The following is a 23,881-nucleotide window of genomic DNA, read 5'->3' as shown; positions in this document are numbered from 1 at the left end:
CGGACCATAGCGCGCCCGCCGCAATGGCGCTATCACGTCGCCTTCACAAGGTGAATGCCTGCATGCCTGAATTGCCTGAAGTTGAGACCGTCCGCCGCGGCCTGCAGCCCGCCATGGAGGGGTCAAAGATCCTCAAAGCGGAAGCCCGGCGCAAGGATTTGCGGTTTCCCTTTCAAAAAGACTTTATCGCCCGGCTGGAGGGTCAGACCGTGACTGGCCTCGGCCGCCGCGCCAAATACCTGATGGCGGATCTAACCTCCGGCGACGTGCTGCTGATGCATCTGGGCATGTCCGGCTCGTTCCGGGTGCTCGATGGCGGCACTAGCAATACGCCCGGGCAATTCCATCATCCGCGCAGCGAGGACCGCGCTCATGATCACGTGGTGTTTCACATGTCATCGGGCAGATCTGTCGTGTTCAATGATCCGCGCCGTTTCGGTTACATGAAGATTATTGCCCGCAACGTGCTGGAGCACGAACCGCTATTGAAGGACCTCGGGCCCGAGCCGCTCGGCAACGAATTCGACGCTGCGATGCTGGCGCGCTCCTGCTTCAACAAGAAGACCAGCCTGAAGGCAGCGCTGCTCGACCAGCGCGTAGTCGCCGGCCTCGGCAATATCTATGTCTGTGAGGCGCTGTACCGGTCGCATCTCTCGCCGCGGCGGCTGGCGGCGACACTGGCAACGAAGAAGGGTGAGCCGACCGACCATGCCGGGCGGCTGGTGGACGCAATTCACACAGTGCTCAATCAGGCCATCAAAGCCGGCGGTTCCTCGATCAGCGATCATCGGCTGACCTCGGGCGAGCTCGGCTATTTCCAGCACTCGTTCCAGGTCTATGATCGAGAGGGCGAGAAGTGCCAAACCAAAGGCTGCGGAGGTATCGTGCGGCGCTTCGTTCAGAACGGCCGTTCGACCTTCTGGTGTCCGAAATGTCAGAAATGACCATCACGCCGACGCTCGAAACGAAGCGACTGATCTTGCGGCCGCTCGCGCTATCCGACGCGCCGGCGATCCAACGCCATTTCAACAACTGGAATATCATCCAGCATCTCGCATCGGTTGTCCCCTGGCCATATCCGGAGGACGGCGCGACGACTTTCATCACGAGGGAGCTGGAGAGGGTCGCCGCGGGGGAAGAGATCTATAACTGGATGCTGGTGCTGCGCGGCGGTGATGGCGAGGCGATCGGGAATATTCGCTTCCGCCCGAGATCGGACAATGCGAAGGGCAACCGGGGCTTCTGGCTCGCGGAACGCTATTGGAATCAAGGCCTGATGAGCGAAGCCGTCGCGGAGGTGAACAGTTTCGTCTTCGGCGTACTGGGTCTCGAGGTCTTCTACGCTTGTAACGCGGTTACCAATGAGGCATCGCGCCGGGTCAAGCAAAAGACCGGCGCCGAATTGGTCGGCTACGTCGAGCTTGCCCATCACAACGGTCAGACGCTAGCCGAACGATGGCGTGTGACGCGGGAACAATGGCTGCGCCGGAACAGATAGCGGAGCGAAGCAATCCGGCGGGGCTGGTGGGCCGGATTGCTTCCGTCTTCGCCGGCCGAGCTTTGGCGGACAAGTCGTCGCGATGCTCCCTTGCGCAAACGCTTCGCGTTTGTCGCAGGCAACGGCGTTGCGGGGAGCGGGGTGTCAGCTTCGAGCCGGCGCTCTCAGGAAGAGAGCGCTGTCGTTTTCGATTGGCGCGAGCGCAGCCATTGCCGGAAGGATCTCCGGCGCTCCCACGAATGCCTCCGCGATCCGTTCGTCGGCGGCCGCCGTATCGTCCAGCCGGGCTTCGATCCATTGCCAGAGGCCGCGGATTTCCTCGGCGGATTTGCCGCTTGGTGCATATTCGCTGACCGCAAGGCCCGAGCTCAGCGCGTCCTGGTGATCGTTGCGCATCACGATGAAGGGCCTTGCGACGATGTCGGCGATATCGCGTGCGGCCTCCTCGCTGAGCGCAGCCTCGGCGTTGCTAAGGCGCGCGCCGCGGATCGGGGTCTGGTTCAGGACGTAGGCGAACGGCTTGTGCCAGGCCCTGATGACGCTCAGCGTCGCGGCAGTCGCTTCGATGTCGGCGACGCTCGGGCGCGTCGGAATCAGGCACAGATCGGCATAACGAATGGCTGAATTGGTCGATGCACTGACGCCACCGGCGGTATCGATGATCGTCATCGTCACGCCGTCACGATCGAGCGATTTTAGTCGTTGTTCGACGTCGCTGGCCGCGTAGACCGGCTCGACGATGGGCTCGGCAAAGGGGCGCCGGCGCTGCCAGTTCGAAAGGGTGCCCTGCGGGTCCGTCTCGATCAGGCGGACGGTGTGTCCGGCCTTGATGGCTGCAAGCGCGAGGCCGATGGCCAGCGTGCTTTTGCCGGAGCCGCCCTTTTGGGTGGCCAATACGATCGTCTGCATTCTAGATCCTTTGGATGGCTTCAGAGGGATTACGCCACACGAGGAGCACCGCATTCTGCGGTGCCGAGCTTTCGCTCCTCAGACGTACCCAGCCCGATCCAAAGGTCTTCTCGAATCGCGGTTGTCCGAATCAGTCAGCTTGCAATGATGCCGAATTATGGAATTGTGGCAATAACGGGTGAATACGGCTGTGCCTGCTGCAGCGGGCCGATTTGCCTCGATGAATGACGACAAGAAGCGCGTGATCGCATCGCGCGCCCCCGCTCCGCGCGCGTCTGCATAATCCACGGAGCAGGTCATCTCGTGCCCCGGACGCAGCGCAGCGCGTTAGCGTTGCGCTGCTGAGCCCATCGCTCCGCGGCACAGATAAGTCCCGGCTCTGCGGAGCAGCGTTACACGCTGCACCGCGTCCGGGACACGAGCGAGCGCTATTTCCGCACGCAGATCACGCGGACGACCGACGCCTTCGCATCGCTCGATCCGCCGGCCGCGTTGACGCCGTTGGCCTTGAGGAAACCGCGCACGGTATCGGCTGCCACCAGCACAGCCTGCGCCGCCGGTACGCCATTGGTAGGTCCCGCCACCTGAACCGGCTTCAACAGCGCGATGCCGGCGAACCTGCCGTCGCCGTCCTGCGCGGGCGCGCCGGAAAAGCCGAGTACCGGCGCGGGCGTCAGCGCGATGTCGCTGCCGCCGCCGAGCTGGGCCACCGTTGCCTTGGCGCTTGTCACCGCCGCGCCGCCGCCCTGGTTCTGCGGATCCGCAATGCCGGTGAGGTCGAGCGCCGGTTTGGTGGCAGCATTGGCGAGATTGAGCGCCTTCAGCCCGCGCGCGCCATAGATGCGCAAGAGCGCCAGGTCGTGCTCCTTGTCCTCGGCGACGCGATCGGCATTGCCGAAGCCTGCGATCGCGACCGTGAGGCAACCATCGGTGATCTGGCGGTCGGCCAGAATCCCGCCGTCGTCGCCGACGACGAGACCGGTGCCATATTCCACGCTCTTGCGCGGGGGAGGCCCTGCCGTTTGCGCCGCAGCCGGAAACGCATTGAACGCGCTCGACATTGCGATCACGACCGGCTCGACGGTGTTCTCGGTTGCCTGGTCGTACATGATGGTGAGGATGCGAACCTCGTCGCCGTTGAAGGTGCCGCGCATATAAAACTTCTTCAGGCCCTGCAGGCCGGACAGCACGAAGAAATCCGGCTTGACCACGGTGTAATCGATGGTGCGGCCCGGCTCTTTCTTCTCGCGTTCGGCGAGTTTTGCCGTGGTCGGATTGGCTTCCTTGCGCCGCGAAAGCTGGATCTGGATCGTGCCGGTCGGCGAGGTCCATTTAGTGCCGGTGGCATCGCTGGCCTGCTGCGGCACCAGCTTGGTGGGAATACCAAGCCGCACGCCGGTGCCGGGATCGGTAGCGACCTTCCAGCCGACGTTCTCCTGCTTCTTTCTGGCAGTATCGGCGAGCGCGCCGCGCTCCTGCGGATTGAGCACGCCGGTTGGCTTAGCCCCGCGCGACTTCTGGAATTCCTTGATCGCATTGACCATGCGCTCGGTGACGTCACCGGTGATGGCGCCGTTATATTGCCCGACCCAGGCGAGGTCCGACTGCAGCGCCAGCCGCTCGGCTTGGCCTAAGGCCTTCGCCGTGTCCTCCGGCTTCTGCAGCGCGGGACGGATCGGCACCGTCGTGACTTGTTTCGGCTTGGCGCCCGCCGTCGAAGGTGGCGTCATTTGCGCCTGCGCAGCGGCCCCGGAGATCACAAAAACCGACGCTGCGATCATCAATGTTGCTGAAGCACCAATCTCATGACAAATCCCGGCAGAATAAGGAGAGTGCAATCATTGACGTCCGGCCAATTAAGCACATCTGCTTAGTCGGCAACAACCGCACCCCGGTTCAGTTTTCCCCTCATCCTGAGGAGCCGCGAAGCGACGTCTCGAAGGACGAGGCCACCAGCCGGGCCTCATGGTGTCCAGGCGATGCGAAGCATCGTCCGGTGAACGCGCGTTCCGCGCTCCTCACCATGAGGGTTTGCCAGCGAAGGAAGGACAGCACACGACCATGCTGAGCGCCGACGAACTCGAACGCTACGCCCGCCATATCGTGCTGCGCGAAGTCGGCGGTCCCGGGCAGGCCGCCTTGAAAGCGGCATCCGCGCTGGTGATCGGCGCCGGCGGCCTAGGCGCGCCCGTCCTGATGTATCTGGCGGCGGCCGGTGTCGGCAGGCTCGGTGCTGTTGATGACGACGTTGTCTCGCTGTCCAATCTGCAGCGGCAGATCATCCACACCACGCCCGACATCGGGCGGCGCAAGGTCGACAGCGCCGCGGATACGGTTCGCGCGCTCAACCCCCATGTCCAGTTCGAGGCGCATGCGGTGCGCCTCGATGCGGGGAACGTGATGTCGCTGATCGACGGCTACGACCTCGTGCTCGACGGCTCCGACAATTTCGAAACCCGCTACCTGGTTTCCGATGCCTGCTTCTTCGCCGGCAAGCCGCTGATCACGGCGGCGCTGGGGATGTTCGACGGATCGCTGACCACGATCCGGGCGCATGAACGGGACGGTGACGGCCACTTCAATCCGACCTATCGCTGCCTGTTTCCCGAACCGCCGCCGCCTGGCACCATACCGGCCTGCGCCGAGGCCGGGGTCATGGGCGCGCTGGCGGGCATGCTGGGCTCGATGATGGCGCTGGAGGCGATCCGCGAGATCGTCGGCTTCGGCGAGAGCCTGGTAGGGCGGCTGGTGATGGTGGACGCGCGGGCGATGCGGTTCGAAACCCTGCGCTACACGCGCGACCCGGCCAACCCGCTCAATGGCGATACGCCCACGATCACTGATTTGAGCGGCTACGCGGCCTAGAATCCCCGAGTGGCTGCCCCCACCCCGGCCCTCCCCCGCAAGAGCGGGAGAGGGCGACGAGCGCGCCGCTTCGTGAGATGCGCGCTCAACAAACCCCATCTGTATGATCAAGAACTGGCGGCCCCACGACGTCCGCTATCCGCTCCCTCTCCCGCTTGCGGGGGAGGCATAGGCGGCCTCCGGCCGCCGTCCTTAACAAACACGCCGATGCGGAGCATCGGCTATGGGCGGGGGTGCCGCCGCATACACCGGCGCCGATGACGCTTGGCGTTCTCACCGCTTCGCGGCCCTCTCGCTGTCCATATGCGCGAGCTGCGACTCCGGATACCGCGCGCCGGCCGCAGCGCCTGGCGGAAACGCCTTGGCGAGCGCGGCGAGATGCTTCTCGGTCAGCTTCACGTCGAGCGCGCCGAGCGCTTCGGAGAGACGGTCACGGCGGCGGGCGCCGACCAGCGGCACGATGTCGTTGCCCTGCGCCGCGACCCACGCAATCGCGACCTGTGCGGGGGAGGCGCCGAGCTCGCTTGCAATCGCACGCAATGAGTCCACCAGCGCCAGATTGGCGTCGAGATTGCTTCCCTGGAAACGCGGGCTCATGGCGCGAAAATCCTTGGTCCCGCGATCGGCCGTCCAGTGCCCGCTGATCAGCCCGCGTGACAGCACGCCATAGGCCGTGATGCCGATGCCGAGTTCGCGGCAGGTCGGCAGGATGTTGTCCTCGATGCCGCGCGAGATCAATGAGTATTCGATCTGCAGGTCGCTGATCGGGTGCACCGCATGGGCGCGGCGGATGGTCTCCGCGCCGACTTCCGACAAGCCGATATGCCTGATCCAGCCGGCCTTCACCATGTCAGTCATCGCACCGACCGTCTCCTCGATCGGCACGTCGGGGTCGAGCCGTGCCGGCCGGTAGATATCGATTGTATCGACGCGCAGTCGCTGCAGCGAATAAGCGAGGAAATTCTTGATCGCCGCCGGGCGGCTGTCATAGCCGGACCAGTTCTTTGCAGGGTCGCGCAGCGCGCCGAACTTGACGCTGATCTGGACATTGTCGCGACCGCGCGCGGCAAGCGCTTCGCCGATCACCATTTCATTGTGACCCATGCCATAGAAATCGCCGGTATCGAGCAGGGTGATGCCCGCGTCGAGCGCGGCGTGGATGGTGGCAATGCTCTCGCTGCGGTCGGCCGGCCCGTAGAAGTCTGACATGCCCATGCAGCCGAGGCCGATGGCGGAGACGGTTGGGCCCGTCGTGCCGAGTTTGCGCTTTTCCATGATGGTCCTCCTCAAAAGATCAGTGGCGATGACGAAACCGATATGGACCGTCTCGACTGAATCGATAAGCTGGACAATTCGAAATATCTTGTTCAGTATATCGAACAATGAAGGATTTCGACCTCCGCGACCTCGATGCGTTCGTCGCCGTGGCGCGCACCCGGAATTTCCGCCGTGCCGCGACAGAGCAGGGCGTCTCCGTCTCAAGCCTCAGCCAGCGCCTGCGCGACATGGAGGAGCGGCTCGGCGTCCGCCTGATGAATCGCACCACGCGCAGCGTAGCCCTCACCGAAGCCGGCGAGTTGTTGCTGGGGCGCGTCGGCCCGGCGCTATCGGATGTCGGTGCGGCGCTCGATCAGGTGCGCGGTCTGCGGGCCGTGCCGTCGGGGCGTCTACGCATCAATGCGCCGCCGCCGGCAATCGACCTCGTGTGGCGCCGATGGTCGCGCCGTTTCTTGAGAAGCATCCCAAAATCGAGTTGGAGATCGTCGGCGAGAGTTCGTTTATCGATATCGTTGCCGGCGGATTCGACGCCGGCGTGCGCTATGGCGAACATCTGGCGCAGGACATGATCGCGGTCTCGCTCGGAGCGCCGCAGCGTTACGCCGTGGTGGCGTCCAAGGAGTATGTTGCTCGACATGGTCGACCGGAAGCGCCGAAGGATCTGCTCGACCATGCCTGTATCCGCACCCGCTTCGGCAGCGGCGCGATGCTGGATTGGGAGTTCGAGAAAGCGGGCCGTGTCGTAAAGGTTTCCCCGCCGGCCAAGCTGGTCGCGACCTATCTGGGGCTGGCATTGCGCGCCGTCCATGACGGGGTGGGCTTCTGGCTGACATTCGAAGGTTATGTACGCTACGGCATCAAGTCTGGCGCGCTGGTCAGCGTGCTCGATGACTGGTGCCCGCCGTTTCCGGGACCGTTTTTGTACTATCCGAGCCGTCGGCAGCCGCCGCCGGCGCTTGCCGCGTTCGTCTCGTTTGTCGCGGAGTGGCGGAAACGAGAGCGGCGGAAGAGCAAATGATGTGGTAGCCCGGATGGAGCCAACGGGTCGCGCGAATGCGCGCCCGATGACAGGCTCCGCGCAATCCGGGGTAGTCGGACTCGCGGATTCAGTTATCCCGGATTTCGCTTCGCTCCATCCGGGCTACACGCGGCTAATAGACTCATAGCATGCTGGGCAGCACGCGGTCCGGCGGCTTGTGGTTGTCGAGGAAGGTCCGGATATTGATAATCACCTTCTCGCCCATCTCGACGCGGCCTTCGATGGTAGCCGAGCCCATATGCGGCAGTAGCGTCACCTTGCCGGCTTTCGCCAGCCGCACCAGTTTCGGATTGACCGCGGGCTCATGCTCGTAGACGTCGAGGCCGGCGCCGCCGATGTCACCGGCTTCGAGCAGCTTGACCAGCGTGTCCTCGTCGATCACCCCGCCGCGCGCGGTGTTGACGATGTAGGCGTCTTTGCGGATCAGCTTCAGCCGCCTGGCCGACAAGAGGTGATAGGTCGCAGGCGTATGCGGACAGTTCACCGAGATGATGTCCATCCGCGCCAGCATCTGGTCGAGGCTTTCCCAATAGGTCGCGCCGAGTTCATCGGCGATAACAGGCGCCACTGGGCGGCGGTTGTGATAGTGGATCTGCAGGCCAAAGGCGCGCGCGCGGCGGGCCACCGCCTGGCCGATGCGGCCCATGCCGATGATGCCGAGGCGCTTGCCGCCAATGCGATGGCCAAGCATCCAGGTCGGCGACCAGCCAGCCCAGTTCTTGCCGTCGGTGAGAATCGAGGCACCCTCGATCAGCCGCCGTGGCACGGCGAGAATCAGCGCCATCGTCATGTCGGCGGTGTCTTCGGTCAGTACTTTCGGCGTATTGGTCACCGTGATGCCGCGCGCATGCGCCGCCGCGACGTCGATATTGTCGACGCCGTTGCCGAAATTGGCGATCATGCGCAGCTTGCAGTCGGGATCCTTGATGATTTCCTCGCGGATCATGTCGGTGACAGTCGGCACCAGCACGTCGGCGGTGCGGACCGCATCCGCGATCTGCTCCGGCGTCATCGGCGTATCGTCGAGATTCAACCTTGCGTCGAACAGCTCGCGCATCCGGGTCTCGATCGAGTCCGGCAATTTGCGAGTGACGACGACGAGAGGTTTTTTCTTAACCGACATGTCCTGCTCTCATGAGGGAGTGTGCGCTCGAGCGCGCCGTTCAGACCTCATTAACCCGGTTGTTCGACACTGCGATGGCCACGCGGTCTCGGTATCCGGCTGTGAGGTAAGTCCCTTGGGTTCCCAATACTTGCCTCGGATTCTCGACGGAAAATCCGGGCGTTCTGGTTCTAGGCGTTCCGTCCTCTCTATCAGAAGGCCGGGCCAAGACAAGAACCCCTCGGACGTTGCAAGTCGGGTGCGGCCAAAGCGGGGCACGGGGATTTGGATTTTTCGGGCGTTAGCGGGCGGTCTCAACTCGGAGAATTCGAGTTGGGGGTAGCTCGGCAGGAGACGGGTTGATGGCGTTGGGGCGTTTCTGTTCGGTGGCGGTGCTGGCGGCGTGCTGGCTTGTCGCATCGGTCAGTGCAGGGTTTTCGGCCAAGGATTCGGCCACCACCACGAGCGGCCTGCCGGTGCCACGATATGTCAGCCTCAAATCCGATCATGTGAATGTGCGGGCCGGTCCGACCAAGGACAACGACGTCGCCTGGATCTATACCCGTTCGGGCCTGCCGGTCGAAATCACCGCCGAGTTCGAGAACTGGCGGCGCGTGCGCGATTCCGAAGGCGCCGAGGGCTGGGTCTATCATTCGCTGTTGTCCGGCCGCCGCACTGCGGTCGTTACCATGAAGAGCAAGGATGAGCTTGCATCGCTCTATGATCGTCCCGATCCGACCAGTGCGGTTGCGGCCCGCCTGCAGGCCGGGGTCGTCGCGCAAGTCAAGAAATGCGCCAATGGCTGGTGCCGCGTCGTCGGCAACGGCTTTGACGGCTGGATCGAGCAGCAGCGCCTGTGGGGCGTGTATGCGGACGAAAGGGTGGATTGAGGCTCGGCGTCATTCCGGGGCGATGCATTGGCATCGAACCGGAATCTCGAGATTCTCAGGTGCGCAATTGCGCACCATAGTTCACGCTTCGCGTGCCCCGGAATGACAATCAATAGTTCGGAGAAGATCAGCGCTTCTTGCGCAGCCGCACGACCATGTCGACGCGGGCGATCTCGTAGCCCTCGGGCACGTCGGGCATCTTCGACAACACCAGGTGCGGATCGGGGATGTCGACCAGCTCGTGGTTGTTCTCGAGATAGAAGTGGTGATGCGCGGTGACGTTGGTATCGAAATAGGTCTTGGTGCCGTCGACCGAGACCTGGCGCAACAGACCGGCGTCCGTGAGCTGATTGAGCGTGTTGTAGACGGTGGCCAGCGACACCGGAACCTTGGCGAGCGTCGCCTCCTCATACAGCATTTCCGCGGTCAGATGGCGGGCGCCCTTGCCGAACAGCAGCCAGCCCAGCGCCATGCGCTGCCGGGTGGGCCTGAGGCCAGCGGCCTGCAGCATTTCATTGACGTCGTGCCACGGACAGCCAGTCAACGCCGGCTGGTGTCCAGCGGCGCGGGCAGCCGGATCGATACCGTCGTCGTTCAGGGGCGAGGCTTGGTCGTTCATGTCCACTTCGGGTACCACACGCGCTAACTTGGGCAATATTCTTGCCCAATATAAAAGGAAATCAGGTAGATGCAAGTTTTTCGCAACTAGAACTGGCCCAAGGTTAAGAGGAACAAGCGTAACGACGGGGGCGTTTTAGCACGTTCTAGTGCTTTGCCGCGCCCTAATGCCTATGTTACAGAGCGCGCGGACCACATATGCGATTTCGGCAGAGGCTAGTGCCGATAGCACCCTAAGTAGCGCCAGATTGCGGGGAAACAAGTGTTCTCCCGTGGGGAAACGGGTCCGGTTCGCTCAAAGCGCTCCATCGGGACATCTAAGGTGAGGCTGAATACGATGCTGGATCGGCGCAGCGGTTATGAATACGAGGATTTGCTCGCCTGCGGCCGCGGTGAGATGTTCGGCCCCGGAAATGCGCAGCTACCGCTGCCGCCGATGCTGATGTTCGACCGCATCACCGAGATCACCGAAAAGGGCGGTGAATTCGGCAAGGGCCTGATCCGCGCCGAACTCGATGTGAAGCCGGACCTGTGGTTTTTCGGCTGTCACTTCAAGAATGACCCGGTCATGCCGGGGTGCCTTGGCCTGGACGCGATGTGGCAGATGGTCGGATTCTACCTCGGCTGGATCGGCGGCGAGGGACGCGGCCGGGCGCTGGGGCTCGGGGAATTGAAGTTCTCCGGCCAGGTGCTGCCGAACGCCCGCAAGGTTGTGTACAACATCGACATGAAACGCGTGATGCGTTCAAAGCTGGTGCTCGGCGTTGGCGACGGCTGGCTTTCCATGGATGGCGAGATTATCTATCGCGCCAAGGATCTGAAGGTCGGGCTGTTCAAGCAGGGCTCCGCGCCGGGCGGCTGAGCAACGCGATCAGCAGCAACACACCTTCACAGAACAACGTAAACGGCGAGGCGAGGCGATCATGAGGCGGGTTGTCATCACGGGGATGGGTATCGTCTCATCCATCGGAAACAACACCCAGGAAGTGCTTGCGAGCCTTCGCGAGGCAAAATCCGGCATCACGCGCGCGGAAAAGTACGCCGAGCTCGGTTTTCGCTCGCAGGTGCAGGGCGCGCCAACGCTCAATCCCGCTGACGTCATCGATCGTCGCGCCATGCGATTCCTCGCCGAAGGCGCGGCTTGGAATCACGTCGCGATGGAACAGGCGATCCGCGATTCCGGTCTTGAAGCCAACGAAGTCTCCAATGAGCGTACCGGCATCATCATGGGGTCGGGCGGACCGTCGACGCGGACGCTGGTGGAAGCGGCAGACATCGCGCGCACCAAGGGTCCGAAGCGGGTCGGCCCGTTCGCGGTGCCGAAAGGCATGTCATCAACGGCCTCGGCGACGTTGGCGACCTGGTTCAAGATCAAGGGCGTGAACTATTCGATTTCTTCGGCCTGCGCGACCTCCAACCATTGCATCGGCAACGCCTATGAGACGATCCAGATCGGCAAGCAGGACGTGATCTTCGCCGGCGGTTGCGAGGAGCTCGACTGGACCCTGTCGGTGCTGTTCGACGCCATGGGCGCAATGTCGTCCAAATACAACGACACGCCGGCGACGGCCTCGCGTCCCTACGACATCAGCCGCGATGGTTTTGTCATTGCTGGTGGCGCCGGCGTGGTGGTGCTGGAAGAGCTCGAACGTGCCAAGGCGCGGGGCGCGCGCATTTACGGCGAACTGGTCGGCTATGGCGCGACGTCGGACGGTTACGACATGGTGGCGCCGTCGGGCGAAGGCGCCGAGCGCTGCATGCGCATGGCGATTTCGACGGTAAAGACGCCGATCGACTACATCAATCCGCACGCCACCTCGACGCCGGCCGGCGATCCGCCGGAAATCGAGGCGATCCGAAAGGTGTTCGGCACCGGCGACAAGTGCCCGCCGATCTCGGCGACCAAGGCGCTGACCGGCCATTCGCTCGGCGCTACCGGCGTGCAGGAGGCGATCTATTCGCTTCTGATGCTGAACAACGACTTCGTCTGCGAGAGCGCCCATATCACCGAGCTCGATCCGGTGTTTGCCGACATGCCGATCGTGCGCAAGCGCATCGATAACGCCAAGCTCGGCACCGTGCTGTCGAACTCCTTCGGCTTCGGCGGCACCAACGCCACGCTGGTGTTCAAGCGGCTGGATGCGTAGTTTTCAATCGGCTGTCATGCCCCGCCACCGGGTCTCGCCTTCGGCGAGCCCGATGACAGGCTCCGGCGGGGCGGGAAGTCAGCCGCGACCTCGCGGCTTATCACAAACGTCTCTGGAATACTGTATCACCCCCGGAGCCTGTCATCCGGCCGGCCGAAGGCCGGACCGGGTGGCGGGTGATGACATCAACGAAATAAGTGGAGCGTAGGCGAATGCAGGACCTGATGAAAGGCAAGCGCGGCTTGATCATGGGTGTCGCCAATGATCATTCGATCGCCTGGGGCATCGCCAAGACGCTTCACGCGCAGGGCGCCGAGCTCGCTTTCACCTATCAGGGCGACGCGCTCGGCAAGCGCGTCAAGCCCTTAGCGCAATCGCTCGGAGCCGATACGGTGCTGTCGTGCGACGTCGAAGACCTTGCCAGCGTCGATTCCGTTTTCGCGACACTGAAGGCTAAATGGGGCGGGCTCGACTTTCTCGTCCACGCGATTGCGTTCTCCGACAAGAACGAGTTGAAGGGGCGCTATGCCGATACCACGCGCGAGAACTTTTCGCGCACCATGCTGATCTCCTGCTTCTCGTTCACCGAAATCGCCAAGCGTGCCGCCGAGCTGATGCCCGAGACCGGTGGCTCCATGATCACGCTGACCTTCGGCGGATCGATGCGCGTGATGCCGAATTACAATGTAATGGGTGTGGCGAAGGCGGCGCTGGAAGCGTCGGTACGCTATCTCGCCGCCGACTTCGGGCCGCGCAAGATACGCATCAATTCGATCTCGGCGGGCCCGGTGCGCACGCTGGCAGGCTCAGGCATCGGCGATGCGCGCGCGATGTTCGCCTTCCAGCAGAAACATTCGCCGCTCGGCCGCGGCGTGACGCTGGAAGAACTCGGCGGCTCCGCGCTCTATCTGCTGTCGGACCTGTCGGGCGGCGTCACGGGAGAAATCCACTACGTCGATTCCGGCTACAACGTGATCGCGATGCCGCGGCCTGAAGAGCTGAAGGCGGAGTAAGCTTTCGTAGCCCGGATGGAGCGAAGCGAAATCGGGGGACTCTCGCAGGCGGCGCATTGCTCCCGGATTGCGCGGAGCCTGTCATCGGGCGCGCATTCGCGCGACCCGTTGGCTCCATCCGGGCTACGCTTACTACGTCTACTTCACCCCGCCGCGATCTTCTCCGCGCGCTGAAAGGCCGGACGCGCCGCGCAGCGGTCGATATAGGCGTCGAACGACGGCCGCGGCGGCACCATCTTGAACAGCCGCACCGCAAAATTCAGCCCCGAGCCGAGCATGATGTCGGCGGCCGAAAACTTCTCGCCGAGAATCCATGGACCCTTTTGCAGGGCGGCGTCGAGCACGTCGAACGTCTGGGTGGCACTGCCCCACGCCGCCGTGCTCGCCGGCACCTCCAGTTTCGTGAAGAGCTGGATCAGCGCCGGCTCGATGCAGCTCGGTGAAAAGAACAGCCACTGCAGGTATCTTGCCCGCAGCGGATCGGTGACGGCCGGCGCAAGGTTGGTTTCGGGATATCGGTCGGCGATGTAAGCGCAGATCGCCGCCGCTTCTCCGAGCGCCGCGTCGCCGTCCTTCAGCCCTGGCACCTTGCCCATCGGATTGATCGCGAGATATTCCGGCGCCTTCTGCGCGCCAGTCGTGATGTCGGTGAGCACGCGCTCATAAGGCAGCCCGGCTTCTTCCAGCAGCCAGATCGCGGAGAAGGAGCGGGACCGCGGCGACCAGTAGAGTTGGATCATGGGACGAACCTTTCTTCGGCTTGGACGAACAGCGCTTGTTCATCGCGCGTCTACCGCGAATTGGCAATGCACTACGCCTGGAACCAACAAGCCGTGCTCCAACGACATGTTGGTCAACTTCATTTCGTGCAGCAGGTCGGTTGGCGATTCCAGACTCGAACCACTGTGGCCCCGCTATACAGGAGTGCCTAATCGTTCTTGAGATAGTCAGGCAGCGTTTGATCAAGCCTTGCCGCAACCAGCGCACGGGTTCTTTCGCGAAGCATCGCACTACCCGGAACGGCTGTTGCCGGTTCGGGAAACAGCGAGTTGTCGAGTTTGGTGAGCGGATCTTCGGTCAGTCGCAAGCCGTCGGCCAGTCGCGTACCTAGACCAGCGAACGGACGGCTAATAGTCTCGTAGTTGCCGCCGTCGAGCAGAGTCACCCCAACATTAGCGAACAGGTGCGAGTGCCTGATGACTGATCCTAGTCCGCGACTGTATGCACCGATGCCGTCAAGCATCAGATTGGTGCCAGGCACCTGCCCTTTGAATCGGGTTACAACAAGGTAGCGTTCGCAGTTCGCAGCCGGCGTGATACTCCTGACGATCGCCGGCAGGCCCTCGCGGGGGTCGGGCAAGAACCGTGACGTCGGATTATAGAAGGGCTCAAACGCGCCCTTCGGATAGGTGATCCTCCGCACTGTCGGATCAGTGCCGGTCGCCGCGCGTACCCGCGCGACTACGAGATCATCGAGTCCCCATCCCTCGACCGCGACCGCGCTCTCCTCGGTCTCAAATATCGTGAGGCCAAATTTTTGTACGGCAAAGCGGTCCCCGAGCGCCGAAATGATGCCAAGTCGGCAAGGACCCGTTTCCGCAGCAACCGGTTGCTTCGCGGCCGCCTTGGCTTTGGGCGCCGCTTTCTTTGTGACGGCTTTTGCGGGCGTCTTTGCCGCCGGAGTGTTCGTTGTTGGAGGAGATTGGGCCCATCCATCTACCGCGAAGCATGACATGAGGATGGCGGCAGCGAAGCTACGGAACATGGCCTGAAGACGAGAGTTGATGACACGGAGCAGGCAAACTAGAGGGTGCAGGCGCCGTCCGCAAGCCGAGCGACGGCTTTCACGCCGATATCTCCCCGAGGTGCCGACCCGTCAGGTCCGCGATTTCCGTGATGACGATCCTATCTTGCGCTGTTCGCGCAATGCGTCGGCCGCGAGGCAAACCACTTCGGAGATCTGCTGGAGCTGTCCGGCAAGCGGGCTTGTCTTGCGCCAGACCATGCCAATGGTTCGCGACGGCTGCGGATTCCTGAAGCGGGCGACGGAGACCGGCGCCGAGCGGGTTTCCACCGCCACCGCCATTTCCGGAATCAGGGTGACGCCGATACCGGCGCCGACCATTTGCACGAGCGTCGACAGCGAGCTCGCGTCCAGGACTTCCCGCGGCGGCGAGGACTGCATGTTGCAGAACGACAGCGCTTGCTCGCGAAAACAGTGTCCCTCCTCGAGCAGCAAGAGCCGCATTTCACGCAGCGTTTCATGACTCGGCACGGGCGTGCCCTCATCCTCGCCCGGCCGCACCAGCAGGAAGTTCTCAGAAAAGCACGCGACCTCTGTCAGCGAAGGCTCCGAGACCGGCAGCGCAACGATCGCGGTATCGAGCCGGCCTTCCGTGACCTCCTTGATCAGCTTTGGCGTCAGCGTCTCGCGTATGTGAATGTCGAGCTCGGGATGCAAGCGCGCGAGCTGTTCGATCACCTTGGGCAGCAGGTAGGGCGCGATCGTCGGAATCATGCCGATGCGTAAGCGCCCCGCGAGCCGGTCGCGTGAGGCGCGCGCGAAGTCGCCGAGTTCGTCGACCGATCGCAGGATATCGCGGACGCGCTGGACGATCTCTTCGCCGAATTTCGTCAGCGTCACCTGCCGCGCGCTGCGCTCCAGCAGCACGCCGCCCAAAACTTCCTCCATTTCCTTGATCTGCATCGAGAGCGCCGGCTGCGAGATCGAACATGCCTCTGCCGCGCGTCCGAAATGGCCGTGACGTGCCAGCGCGTCGAAATAGCGAAGCTGTCGGAGCGTCATCTGGATCATCAGAATATCTTATCAGACCGATCATTAAAATCAACTTCACCTGATGGAAGGCTCTGCTTAGAGTGCTTCCAATCCGAACAGGAAGCGACCCTCAGGAGACAATCATGGACGACAAAACCAAATGCCCATTCTCGGGCGGCAATCGCGTACGCACGAACCGCGACTGGTGGCCGGACGCACTTGATGTCTCGGTCCTCCACCGCAATTCCCCGTTGTCCGACCCGATGGGCGAGGCGTTCGACTACGCCAAGGAATTCAAGACGCTCGATCTCGACGCCGTGATCAAGGACCTGCATGCCTTGATGACGGATTCGCAGGAATGGTGGCCGGCCGATTTCGGTCACTATGGCGGCCTGATGATCCGCATGGCGTGGCACAGTGCAGGCACCTACCGCATCACGGACGGCCGCGGCGGCGCCGGCGCGGGCCAGCAGCGTTTCGCGCCGCTGAATAGCTGGCCTGACAACGCCAACCTCGACAAGGCGCGCCGGCTGTTGTGGCCGATCAAGCAGAAATACGGCCAGAAACTTTCCTGGGCCGACCTGATGATTCTCGCCGGCAACGTCGCGCTGGAATCGATGGGCTTCAAGACGTTCGGCTTTGCCGGCGGCCGCGCCGACGTCTGGGAGCCCGAGGAGCTGTTCTGGGGGCCTGAGGGCACCTGGCTCGGCGACGAACGCTACAGCGGCGAACGCCAGCTCGCGGAGCCGCTCGGCGCCGTGCAGATGGGCCTCATCTACGTCAATCCGGAAGGGCCGAACGGCAATCCGGACCCGATCGCCGCGGCCAAGGACATCCGCGAAACGTTCTTCCGCATGGCGATGAACGACGAAGAAACCGTCGCGTTGATTGCCGGCGGCCACTCCTTTGGCAAGACCCACGGCGCCGGCGATCCGTCGCTGGTGGGACCGGACCCGGAGAGCGGAGCGCTCGAGGATCAGGGACTCGGCTGGAAGAGCAAGCATGGCACGGGCATCGGAGCCGACGCCATCACCGGCGGGCCGGAAGTCACCTGGGTGCAGACGCCAACGAAGTGGAGCAATCTGTTCTTCAAGAACCTGTTCGAAAACGAATGGGAGCTGACCCAGAGCCCGGCGGGGGCAAAGCAGTGGAAGGCAAAAGGGGCGGAAGCCACCATCCCGGACGCCTACGACAAGTCGAAGAAGCATGTGCCGACCATGCTGACCACCGACCTGTCGCTGCGCCTCGACCCGGCCTACGAGAAGATCTCGCGGCGCTTCTACGAGCATCCGGACCAGTTCGCCGATGCGTTCGCGCGTGCCTGGTTCAAGCTCACGCACCGCGACATGGGCCCGATCGCGCGTTACCTCGGCCCGCTGGTGCCGAAGGAAACGCTGATCTGGCAGGACCCGATTCCGGCGGTCGATCATCCGCTGATCGGCGAGCAGGACATCGCCGCGCTGAAGGCGAAGATTCTCGCCTCCGGCCTGTCGGTGTCCCAGCTTGTCTCGACCGCATGGGCCTCGGCCTCGACGTTCCGCGGCTCCGACAAGCGCGGTGGCGCGAATGGCGCGCGTATTCGTCTCAGCCCGCAGAAGGACTGGGAGGTCAACCAGCCGGCCGAGCTGAAGACCGTGCTGCAGAAGCTCGAAGCGATCCAGAAGGATTTCGGCAAGAAGGTTTCGCTTGCCGACCTGATCGTTCTCGGCGGCTGCGCGGCGGTCGAAAAAGCCGCAAAGGACGCCGGACTAGACGTCAAGGTGCCGTTCACGCCGGGCCGGATGGATGCCTCGCAGGACCAGACCGACGTCGAATCCTTCGCTCCGCTCGAACCGCGTGCCGACGGCTTCCGCAACTATATCAACAGCAAGAGGCACCAGTTCATGAAGCCTGAAGAGGCATTGGTGGACCGGGCACAATTGCTGCGGCTGACGGGGCCCGAGATGACGGTTCTGCTCGGCGGCCTGCGTGTCCTTGGCGCCAATTTCGGCGGGTCGAAGCACGGCGTGTTCACGCAGAAGCCCGGCACGCTGACCAACGACTTTTTCGTCAACCTGCTCGACATGGGCACGCAGTGGCAGCCCGCCGGCTCCGACGGCGTATACGAGAGCCGAGACCGGAAGACGAATGCCGTCAAGTGGACCGGCACCCGCGTCGACCTGATCTTCGGTTCGCACTCGCAGCTCCGCGCCTTCGCGGAAGTCTATGCGTGCACCGACTCGAAGGAGAAGTTTGCGAAGGATTTCGTGGCGGCGTGGGACAAGGTGATGAACCTCGATCGATTCGACATTGCCTGATCCTGGCAAGGGCCAACTGCAAAGGCAAAAAGGGCGGCCGAGAGGCCGCCCTTTTCACATTGAATGCGCTCAAACGCCGAGCGTGCCGGCCTTCGCCGCCGCATAACGCTCGGCGATCTTGGCCCAGTTCACCGTATTCCACCACGCCTTCAGATAATCCGCGCGGCGGTTCTGGTAGTTGAGATAATAGGCGTGCTCCCAGACGTCGTTGCCCATCAGGGCGCGCTTGCCGTCCATCATCGGGGTATCCTGGTTCGGACGGGTCTCGATCGCAAGCTTGCCGTCCTTGCTCACCGTCACGAACACCCAGCCCGAGCCGAACTGGCGTCCGCCGGCGGCATTAAAATCGTTCTGGAATTTTTCCATGCCGCCGAGATCGCGATCGATCGCAGCCAGCACCTCGCCCTCGGGCTTGCCGCCGTTCGGGCCCATGATCTCCCAGAACATGGTGTGGTTGGCATGACCGCCGAGATTGTTGCGCACCGTGAACTTGATGCTGTCGTCGAGCGCATTCAGGTTGCCGAGCACGTTCTCGATCTTCGCCGTGCCCAATTGCGGATTGGTCTTGGCGACGTTGTTGAGGTTGGCGACATAGGCGGCGTGATGCTTGCCATGATGGATTTCCATCGTCCTCGCGTCGATATGCGGCTCGAACGCATTGGTCGGATAGGTCAGCGGCGGCAGCGTGAACGGCCCGGTTGGGTCGGCGGCCGGGGCGGGAGCCGCGGCCTGCGCGAAAACGAGACGTGGGGCTGCAGCCACGGCCGCGATACCGGTTGCAGCAAACATCAGTTGGCGCCGGGATATGGATGACATCGACTTCTCCTTAACTGTAGGTGAGCTTGGTGACTGTGTGCGCCGTAGGCCGCTGCGCGCGGCAAGTTACGGGCGAGGAGCGGGATCGGGTTTCGTTTTCTTTCCTCATAACCCTGCGACGGAATCGCACAGGTGCCGCGGTCCTGGCAATGTAACTCGGCCGGCCCACAAAAAAGGGCGGCCGTTCGGCCGCCCTCTTGTTCACATTTTAGCGATGCCTTACTCGCCGGCGGCTTCACGCGGCGCTTGGCCTTCCGCCTTCTGTTTGGCCTCGAGGTCCTCGCCGGTGACCTGATCAACCACCTTCATCGACAGCCGGGTCTTGCCGCGGTCGTCGAAGCCGAGCAGCTTGACCTTGACCTTGTCGCCTTCCTTGACGACATCGGAGGTCTTCTGCACGCGGTTGGCGGCGAGCTGGCTGATGTGGACCAGGCCGTCCTTGGCGCCGAAGAAGTTCACGAAGGCGCCGAACTCCATCACCTTGACCACGGTGCCCTCATAGATCTGGCCGATCTCCGGATCGGAGGCGATCGACTTGATCCACTTGATCGCGGCCTTCATCGCCTCGCCGTCGTTGGAGGCGACCTTGACGGTGCCGTCATCCTCGATGTTGACCTTGGCGCCGGTCTTTTCGACGATCTCGCGGATCACCTTGCCGCCGGTGCCGATCACTTCACGGATCTTGTCGGTCGCGATCTTGAAGGTCTCGATGCGCGGGGCGTATTCGCCGAGCTCGGCGCGGGCGTTGGTCAGCGCCTTGGCCATTTCGCCGAGGATGTGGACACGTCCTTCCCTGGCCTGGCCGAGTGCCACCTTCATGATCTCCTCGGTGATGCCCTCGATCTTGATGTCCATCTGCAGCGAGGTGATGCCCTGGTCGGTGCCGGCCACCTTGAAGTCCATGTCGCCGAGATGATCCTCGTCGCCGAGAATGTCGGACAGGACCGCAAAGCGGGAGCCTTCCAGGATCAGGCCCATCGCGATGCCAGCGGTCGGCCGCTTCAAGGGAACGCCCGCATCCATCAGCGCCAGCGAGGCGCCGCATACCGAGGCCATCGACGAGGAGCCGTTGGATTCGGTAATCTCGGAGACCACGCGCACCGTGTAGGGGAATTCGTGGTGCGGCGGCAGTACCGGATGGATCGCGCGCCAGGCGAGCTTGCCGTGGCCGATCTCGCGGCGCTTGGTGCCGCCGAGGCGTCCGGTTTCACCGACCGAGTAGGGCGGGAAGTTGTAATGCAGCAGGAACGTCTCTTTATACGTTCCCGACAGCGCGTCGATATACTGCTCGTCCTCGCCGGTGCCCAGCGTGGTCACGACCATCGCCTGGGTCTCGCCGCGGGTGAACAGCGCCGAACCATGGGCGCGCGGCAGCACGCCGACTTCGGCGATGATGTTGCGCACGGTCTTGCTGTCGCGGCCGTCGATGCGCTTGCCGGTATCGAGGATGTTCCAGCGAACGATCTTGGCCTCGAGCTCCTTGAACACGCCGGCGATGCGCAGCTTGTCGTATTTCGGCTCCTGGCCTTCCGGGAAGTAGTGCGCGATCACCTTTTCCTTGGCCTTGCCGACCGCCGCATAGCGCTCCTGCTTGATCGGAATTGCGTAAGCCGAGCGCAGGTCCTGCTCGACTAGGCCGAGCATTTCCTTCTCGATCTCGCTGTTGTCGATGGTGGTGACTTCGCGCGGGTCCTTGGCGGCCTTCTCGGCCAGCTCGATGATCGCCTTGATCACCGGCTGGAAGTGGCGATGACCGAACATGACGGCGCCGAGCATGATCTCTTCCGAGAGCTCCTTGGCTTCGGATTCGACCATCAGCACCGCGTCCGACGTGCCGGCGACGACGAGGTCGAGCTGCGTGTCGGTCATTTCATCGAGCGTCGGGTTGAGGATGTATTCGTCATTGCTGAAGGCAACGCGCGCGGCGCCGATCGGTCCCTTGAACGGCACGCCCGACAGCGTCAGCGCTGCGGAGGCGGCGACCATCGCCACCACGTCGGGATCGTTCTCCATGTCGTGTGAGAGCACGGTGACGATGACCTGCGTCTCGTTGCGCCAGCCGTCGGCGAACAGCGGACGGATCGGGCGGTCGATCAGGCGGGAGACCAGCGTCTCCTTTTCGGTCGGGCGGCCCTCGCGCTTGAAATAGCCGCCGGGAATGCGGCCCGCGGCGTAGGTCTTTTCCTGGTAGTCGACGGTCAGCGGCAGGAAGTCGACGCCCTCGCGCGGCGCTTTCGCAGCGACGACGGTGGCGAGCACGACGGTCTCGCCATAGGTGGCGAGCACGGCGCCGTCGGCCTGACGGGCGATCTTGCCGGTTTCCAGCTTGAGGGGACGTCCACCCCAGTCGATCTCGACGGAATGCTTATTAAACATAGTGGTCTTCTTTCATTGGGTTCACGAGAGCGCGGAGCCCAAAAACACAAAGACCATGCGCAAGATGGCGGGACGCTGATCGCAACATGAGATCAGCATCCGGCGATCCTGCCATGGTCTTCATCTTTCGGATGGCGTCCATCCCCTCGGCAGTCATGGGCACCTTGCCCTGTCCAGCGGCCGGATTGCTGCTGGACGTTTGTCGAGCACGATCCTTGTCGGATGATGCTCCTTGCGCATGATCGTCTCCAAAAACTGGAGTCCGTTTCTTCGGAAAATCATGCGAAAACGCGCGCAAAGTGCGCGCGCGTACACTCAAATCAACGACGAATGTTATGCTTTTCGAGCAACGCCTTGTAACGCGCCTCGTCCTTCTTCTTGATGTAGTCGAGAAGCGAGCGGCGCGTCGACACGAGCTTCAGGAGGCCGCGGCGTGAATGATTGTCCTTCACGTGGGTCTTGAAGTGGCCCGTGAGATTGTTGATGCGTTCCGACAGGATCGCGACCTGGACCTCGGGCGAGCCGGTGTCGCCGGCTTTGGTGGCATTCGTCTTGATGACTTCCGCTTTGCGTTCGGCGGTAATCGACATCGTCAAACTCTCTCATTGCTGCGACCGGGACTGGCAGTCAGCCCGGTCAGGTTGAACACGCGCTTGGGGATGAGTTCGCCATTGCCAATTTCAGCAAGCGCCAACAGGCGGCCTGCCACCGTGACATAGACTGTGCCGCTACTATTGGGCGCATCCCGTCCGCGCAACAAAACGGCCTGGCCCCGGTGGAGCCTTGCCGCATCCGCCCGTGTGACGGCCAGTGCCGGGATGTCGTCCAGCGCGGTCTCAACGGGCAAAAGCGCGTCGGCGAGGCTTCCCTCGCCAGACGCGGCTCTATTGCATAAAGCCTCCAACTCTTCCAGCGGAATCATGTCCGTCTCGCGGAATGGGCCCACCAAAGTCCGCCGCAACGCGCAGATATGGCCGAAACAGCCCAGAATCCGGCCGATATCGCGGGCCAGCGCCCGGACATAGGTGCCCTTGCCGCACTCCGCCTCGAACACGGACTGGCCGTTATCTCCATGTTCTACAAGGGTTAATTCGTGAATCTCGACCGGCCGGGGCTTCAATTCGACGGTTTCGCCGTCCCGAGCCAAGTCGTAGGCGCGCTCGCCCTGGACCTTGATTGCTGAATATTGCGGCGGGATCTGCTCGATCAGCCCGGTGAACTGGGGCAGCAGGGCCCGGATCGCGTCCGCTGACGGGCGGAGTTCGCTGCTCCGGGTCACCCGACCCTCGGTATCGTCGGTGTCGCGTTCCTCGCCCCAGGCGACCGTGAAGCGGTAACGTTTGCGGCCGTCCATCACGAACGGAACCGTCTTGGTGGCTTCGCCGAGCGCGATCGGCAGGCCGCCGGACGCCAGCGGATCGAGCGTGCCGGCGTGGCCCGCGCGCTTGGCCTGGAACAGGCGCTTGAGAATGGCAACCGCGTGCGTCGAGGTCATGCCGATCGGCTTGTCCAGCACTACCCAGCCATGAACGTCGCGCTTGTCACGTCGCGGCTGGTTGTTCTGGCGCGGCTGTTTGGTGTGACGCGGATCGTTGTTGGTGCGGCGATCGCCGTTGTCGACGCGGCGTTCACCATCGTTGCGCGAATCGAGAAAATTATTTTTTTCAGCGTCGCGCGAATCGGCAGTTTGGTGCGCGATCACGCGGTCGGCGGTGGGCATCGTCATCACTTGTCGTCCGAATCGGGTGCGAGGTCTCTTTGCACCGCAGGTGTTCGCAGTAATTTCTCGATCCGTTCTGCTTCATCGAATCGTTCGTCGACGCGAAAGCGAAGGTCGGGAGCAAATTTTAAGTTAACGCGATGCGCGATCTCGCCGCGCAGGAACTTCTTGTTGCGTTCGAGCGCCGCAATCACGACGTCGGTGTCACGTCCACCGAGCGGCATCACGTAAATCGTCGCGAGTTTCAGGTCCGGCGACATTCGCACCTCGGGAACGGTGATGATGTGGCCTTCGAGGTCGGGGTCGTGCACGTTACCGTGCGATAGAATATCGGCGACCGCATGGCGCACGGTCTCGCCGACGCGCAATTGGCGTTGCGAGCCGCCGGGTGCGGAACCCTTGCTGTGGTGGCGGGGCATTCGTCGTCCTCGAAAACAAATCGTCATGGCCGGGCTTGTCCCGGCCATCTACGTCTTCTTTGCTGCTGAATCCTGGGACGTGGATGCCCGGCACATCGATGCGAAGACGCGCTTCGCG

The 23,881-nt window shown here is 63.0% G+C and carries 21 protein-coding genes and 1 pseudogene; 9 read left to right on the top strand and 13 right to left on the bottom strand.

The annotated features are described in order from the left end of the window. Positions 1-62: 62 nt before the first annotated feature. Both mutM and IVA95_RS31370 read left to right on the top strand, forming a co-directional pair. Entirely contained in the window at positions 63-944 is an 882-nt protein-coding gene (mutM, locus tag IVA95_RS31375; RefSeq protein ID WP_247514018.1) for a bifunctional DNA-formamidopyrimidine glycosylase/DNA-(apurinic or apyrimidinic site) lyase, read from the top strand. 35 nt (positions 945-979) lie between these two features. Further along, positions 980-1,498 (top strand): GNAT family N-acetyltransferase, encoded by a 519-nt coding sequence (locus IVA95_RS31370; protein WP_247514017.1) that lies wholly within the window; start codon positions 980-982, stop codon positions 1,496-1,498. A gap of 144 nt (positions 1,499-1,642) precedes the next feature. Here the strand turns inward: IVA95_RS31370 and IVA95_RS31365 are convergent, their stop codons facing one another. Together IVA95_RS31365 and IVA95_RS31360 are read right to left on the bottom strand one after the other, a co-directional pair. Then, positions 1,643-2,407, bottom strand: a complete 765-nt coding sequence (locus tag IVA95_RS31365) for a ParA family protein (RefSeq protein ID WP_247514016.1) — start codon at positions 2,405-2,407, stop codon at positions 1,643-1,645. Between the two features lie 428 nt (positions 2,408-2,835). Next, the gene (locus tag IVA95_RS31360) at positions 2,836-4,137 is read right to left on the bottom strand and encodes a serine protease (protein ID WP_247514015.1); all 1,302 of its coding nucleotides are present in this window, start codon (positions 4,135-4,137) and stop codon (positions 2,836-2,838) included. A gap of 331 nt (positions 4,138-4,468) precedes the next feature. On the opposite strand from IVA95_RS31360, the gene moeB reads away from it, so the two are divergent. After that, the gene (moeB, locus tag IVA95_RS31355) at positions 4,469-5,272 is read left to right on the top strand and encodes a molybdopterin-synthase adenylyltransferase MoeB (RefSeq protein WP_247514014.1); all 804 of its coding nucleotides are present in this window, start codon (positions 4,469-4,471) and stop codon (positions 5,270-5,272) included. 273 nt (positions 5,273-5,545) lie between these two features. On the opposite strand, the gene IVA95_RS31350 is transcribed toward moeB, so the two are convergent. Further along, positions 5,546-6,547 (bottom strand): aldo/keto reductase, encoded by a 1,002-nt coding sequence (locus IVA95_RS31350; RefSeq protein ID WP_247514013.1) that lies wholly within the window; start codon positions 6,545-6,547, stop codon positions 5,546-5,548. A gap of 107 nt (positions 6,548-6,654) precedes the next feature. Here IVA95_RS31350 and IVA95_RS31345 point away from each other — a divergent pair. Then, positions 6,655-7,568: pseudogene (locus IVA95_RS31345) on the top strand (LysR family transcriptional regulator). A gap of 142 nt (positions 7,569-7,710) precedes the next feature. Here the strand turns inward: IVA95_RS31345 and IVA95_RS31340 are convergent. Next, positions 7,711-8,712: a D-glycerate dehydrogenase gene (locus IVA95_RS31340; protein ID WP_247514012.1), complete on the bottom strand. Its 1,002-nt coding sequence runs from the start codon at positions 8,710-8,712 to the stop codon at positions 7,711-7,713. A 341-nt stretch (positions 8,713-9,053) separates the two neighbouring features. Here IVA95_RS31340 and IVA95_RS31335 point away from each other — a divergent pair, with 341 nt between their 5' ends. Next, a complete protein-coding gene (locus IVA95_RS31335; RefSeq protein ID WP_213252756.1) occupies positions 9,054-9,581 on the top strand; it encodes an SH3 domain-containing protein in 528 nt (175 codons plus the stop codon). Between the two features lie 127 nt (positions 9,582-9,708). Here IVA95_RS31335 and irrA read toward each other — a convergent pair whose 3' ends face one another. Then, positions 9,709-10,200: an iron response transcriptional regulator IrrA gene (gene irrA / locus IVA95_RS31330; RefSeq protein WP_057844747.1), complete on the bottom strand. Its 492-nt coding sequence runs from the start codon at positions 10,198-10,200 to the stop codon at positions 9,709-9,711. Positions 10,201-10,536: 336 nt separating this feature from the next. On the opposite strand from irrA, the gene fabA reads away from it, so the two are divergent. The 3 genes from fabA (at position 10,537) to fabI (ending at position 13,359) form a co-directional block, all read left to right on the top strand. Next, a complete protein-coding gene (gene fabA / locus IVA95_RS31325) occupies positions 10,537-11,061 on the top strand; it encodes a 3-hydroxyacyl-[acyl-carrier-protein] dehydratase FabA (protein WP_171578877.1) in 525 nt (174 codons plus the stop codon). Between the two features lie 61 nt (positions 11,062-11,122). Continuing rightward, positions 11,123-12,346 carry a beta-ketoacyl-ACP synthase I gene (fabB, locus tag IVA95_RS31320; RefSeq protein ID WP_247514011.1) on the top strand — a complete coding sequence of 408 codons (1,224 nt, stop codon included), beginning with the start codon at positions 11,123-11,125 and terminating at the stop codon, positions 12,344-12,346. Positions 12,347-12,558: 212 nt separating this feature from the next. After that, on the top strand, positions 12,559-13,359 hold the full coding sequence (gene fabI / locus IVA95_RS31315; protein WP_247514010.1) for an enoyl-ACP reductase FabI: 801 nt from the start codon (positions 12,559-12,561) through the stop codon (positions 13,357-13,359). A gap of 143 nt (positions 13,360-13,502) precedes the next feature. On the opposite strand, the gene IVA95_RS31310 is transcribed toward fabI, so the two are convergent. The 3 genes from IVA95_RS31310 to IVA95_RS31300 form a co-directional block, all read right to left on the bottom strand. Next, positions 13,503-14,099, bottom strand: coding sequence for a glutathione S-transferase family protein (locus tag IVA95_RS31310; protein ID WP_247514009.1), 597 nt, complete (start codon positions 14,097-14,099; stop codon positions 13,503-13,505). Positions 14,100-14,287: 188 nt separating this feature from the next. Continuing rightward, on the bottom strand, positions 14,288-15,124 hold the full coding sequence (locus IVA95_RS31305) for a hypothetical protein (protein ID WP_247514008.1): 837 nt from the start codon (positions 15,122-15,124) through the stop codon (positions 14,288-14,290). Positions 15,125-15,235: 111 nt separating this feature from the next. Continuing rightward, positions 15,236-16,174 carry a LysR substrate-binding domain-containing protein gene (locus IVA95_RS31300; RefSeq protein WP_247514007.1) on the bottom strand — a complete coding sequence of 313 codons (939 nt, stop codon included), beginning with the start codon at positions 16,172-16,174 and terminating at the stop codon, positions 15,236-15,238. Positions 16,175-16,278: 104 nt separating this feature from the next. Between IVA95_RS31300 and katG the strand changes: the two genes are divergently transcribed. After that, on the top strand, positions 16,279-18,432 hold the full coding sequence (gene katG / locus IVA95_RS31295) for a catalase/peroxidase HPI (protein WP_247514006.1): 2,154 nt from the start codon (positions 16,279-16,281) through the stop codon (positions 18,430-18,432). Positions 18,433-18,501: 69 nt separating this feature from the next. Here the strand turns inward: katG and IVA95_RS31290 are convergent, their stop codons facing one another. The 5 genes from IVA95_RS31290 to rbfA all read right to left on the bottom strand — a co-directional run bounded on the left by IVA95_RS31290 (position 18,502) and on the right by rbfA (position 23,763). Next, positions 18,502-19,248, bottom strand: a complete 747-nt coding sequence (locus IVA95_RS31290) for a superoxide dismutase (RefSeq protein WP_247514005.1) — start codon at positions 19,246-19,248, stop codon at positions 18,502-18,504. Between the two features lie 219 nt (positions 19,249-19,467). Beyond that, the gene (gene pnp, locus IVA95_RS31285) at positions 19,468-21,624 is read right to left on the bottom strand and encodes a polyribonucleotide nucleotidyltransferase (RefSeq protein ID WP_213252765.1); all 2,157 of its coding nucleotides are present in this window, start codon (positions 21,622-21,624) and stop codon (positions 19,468-19,470) included. Positions 21,625-21,944: 320 nt separating this feature from the next. Next, positions 21,945-22,214, bottom strand: coding sequence for a 30S ribosomal protein S15 (rpsO, locus tag IVA95_RS31280; protein ID WP_028347859.1), 270 nt, complete (start codon positions 22,212-22,214; stop codon positions 21,945-21,947). A gap of 2 nt (positions 22,215-22,216) precedes the next feature. Further along, a complete protein-coding gene (gene truB / locus IVA95_RS31275; RefSeq protein ID WP_247514004.1) occupies positions 22,217-23,350 on the bottom strand; it encodes a tRNA pseudouridine(55) synthase TruB in 1,134 nt (377 codons plus the stop codon). Continuing rightward, entirely contained in the window at positions 23,350-23,763 is a 414-nt protein-coding gene (rbfA, locus tag IVA95_RS31270; protein ID WP_028347857.1) for a 30S ribosome-binding factor RbfA, read from the bottom strand. The genes truB and rbfA overlap by 1 nt, the downstream gene beginning before the upstream one ends. Positions 23,764-23,881: the final 118 nt, after the last annotated feature.

Source organism: Bradyrhizobium sp. 157, from assembly GCF_023073815.1.
Lineage (GTDB): Bacteria > Pseudomonadota > Alphaproteobacteria > Rhizobiales > Xanthobacteraceae > Bradyrhizobium.
The sequence above is the reverse complement of the archived record's forward strand: the minus strand, read 5'-3'. Positions and strand labels throughout refer to the sequence as shown.

What these genes read in the sequence shown, in the direction of transcription:
- IVA95_RS31365 (WP_247514016.1), bottom strand. Translation starts at nt 2,407, where the DNA reads ATGCAGACGATCGTATTGGCCACCCAAAAGGGCGGCTCCGGCAAAAGC.
- IVA95_RS31290 (WP_247514005.1), bottom strand. Translation starts at nt 19,248, where the DNA reads ATGTCATCCATATCCCGGCGCCAACTGATGTTTGCTGCAACCGGTATC.
- fabI (WP_247514010.1), top strand. Translation starts at nt 12,559, where the DNA reads ATGCAGGACCTGATGAAAGGCAAGCGCGGCTTGATCATGGGTGTCGCC.
- pnp (WP_213252765.1), bottom strand. Translation starts at nt 21,624, where the DNA reads ATGTTTAATAAGCATTCCGTCGAGATCGACTGGGGTGGACGTCCCCTC.
- IVA95_RS31305 (WP_247514008.1), bottom strand. Translation starts at nt 15,124, where the DNA reads ATGTTCCGTAGCTTCGCTGCCGCCATCCTCATGTCATGCTTCGCGGTA.
- IVA95_RS31340 (WP_247514012.1), bottom strand. Translation starts at nt 8,712, where the DNA reads ATGTCGGTTAAGAAAAAACCTCTCGTCGTCGTCACTCGCAAATTGCCG.
- fabA (WP_171578877.1), top strand. Translation starts at nt 10,537, where the DNA reads ATGCTGGATCGGCGCAGCGGTTATGAATACGAGGATTTGCTCGCCTGC.
- rpsO (WP_028347859.1), bottom strand. Translation starts at nt 22,214, where the DNA reads ATGTCGATTACCGCCGAACGCAAAGCGGAAGTCATCAAGACGAATGCC.
- IVA95_RS31350 (WP_247514013.1), bottom strand. Translation starts at nt 6,547, where the DNA reads ATGGAAAAGCGCAAACTCGGCACGACGGGCCCAACCGTCTCCGCCATC.
- mutM (WP_247514018.1), top strand. Translation starts at nt 63, where the DNA reads ATGCCTGAATTGCCTGAAGTTGAGACCGTCCGCCGCGGCCTGCAGCCC.
- irrA (WP_057844747.1), bottom strand. Translation starts at nt 10,200, where the DNA reads ATGAACGACCAAGCCTCGCCCCTGAACGACGACGGTATCGATCCGGCT.
- fabB (WP_247514011.1), top strand. Translation starts at nt 11,123, where the DNA reads ATGAGGCGGGTTGTCATCACGGGGATGGGTATCGTCTCATCCATCGGA.
- IVA95_RS31360 (WP_247514015.1), bottom strand. Translation starts at nt 4,137, where the DNA reads ATGACGCCACCTTCGACGGCGGGCGCCAAGCCGAAACAAGTCACGACG.
- IVA95_RS31300 (WP_247514007.1), bottom strand. Translation starts at nt 16,174, where the DNA reads ATGATCCAGATGACGCTCCGACAGCTTCGCTATTTCGACGCGCTGGCA.
- truB (WP_247514004.1), bottom strand. Translation starts at nt 23,350, where the DNA reads ATGACGATGCCCACCGCCGACCGCGTGATCGCGCACCAAACTGCCGAT.
- IVA95_RS31310 (WP_247514009.1), bottom strand. Translation starts at nt 14,099, where the DNA reads ATGATCCAACTCTACTGGTCGCCGCGGTCCCGCTCCTTCTCCGCGATC.
- rbfA (WP_028347857.1), bottom strand. Translation starts at nt 23,763, where the DNA reads ATGCCCCGCCACCACAGCAAGGGTTCCGCACCCGGCGGCTCGCAACGC.
- IVA95_RS31335 (WP_213252756.1), top strand. Translation starts at nt 9,054, where the DNA reads ATGGCGTTGGGGCGTTTCTGTTCGGTGGCGGTGCTGGCGGCGTGCTGG.
- moeB (WP_247514014.1), top strand. Translation starts at nt 4,469, where the DNA reads ATGCTGAGCGCCGACGAACTCGAACGCTACGCCCGCCATATCGTGCTG.
- katG (WP_247514006.1), top strand. Translation starts at nt 16,279, where the DNA reads ATGGACGACAAAACCAAATGCCCATTCTCGGGCGGCAATCGCGTACGC.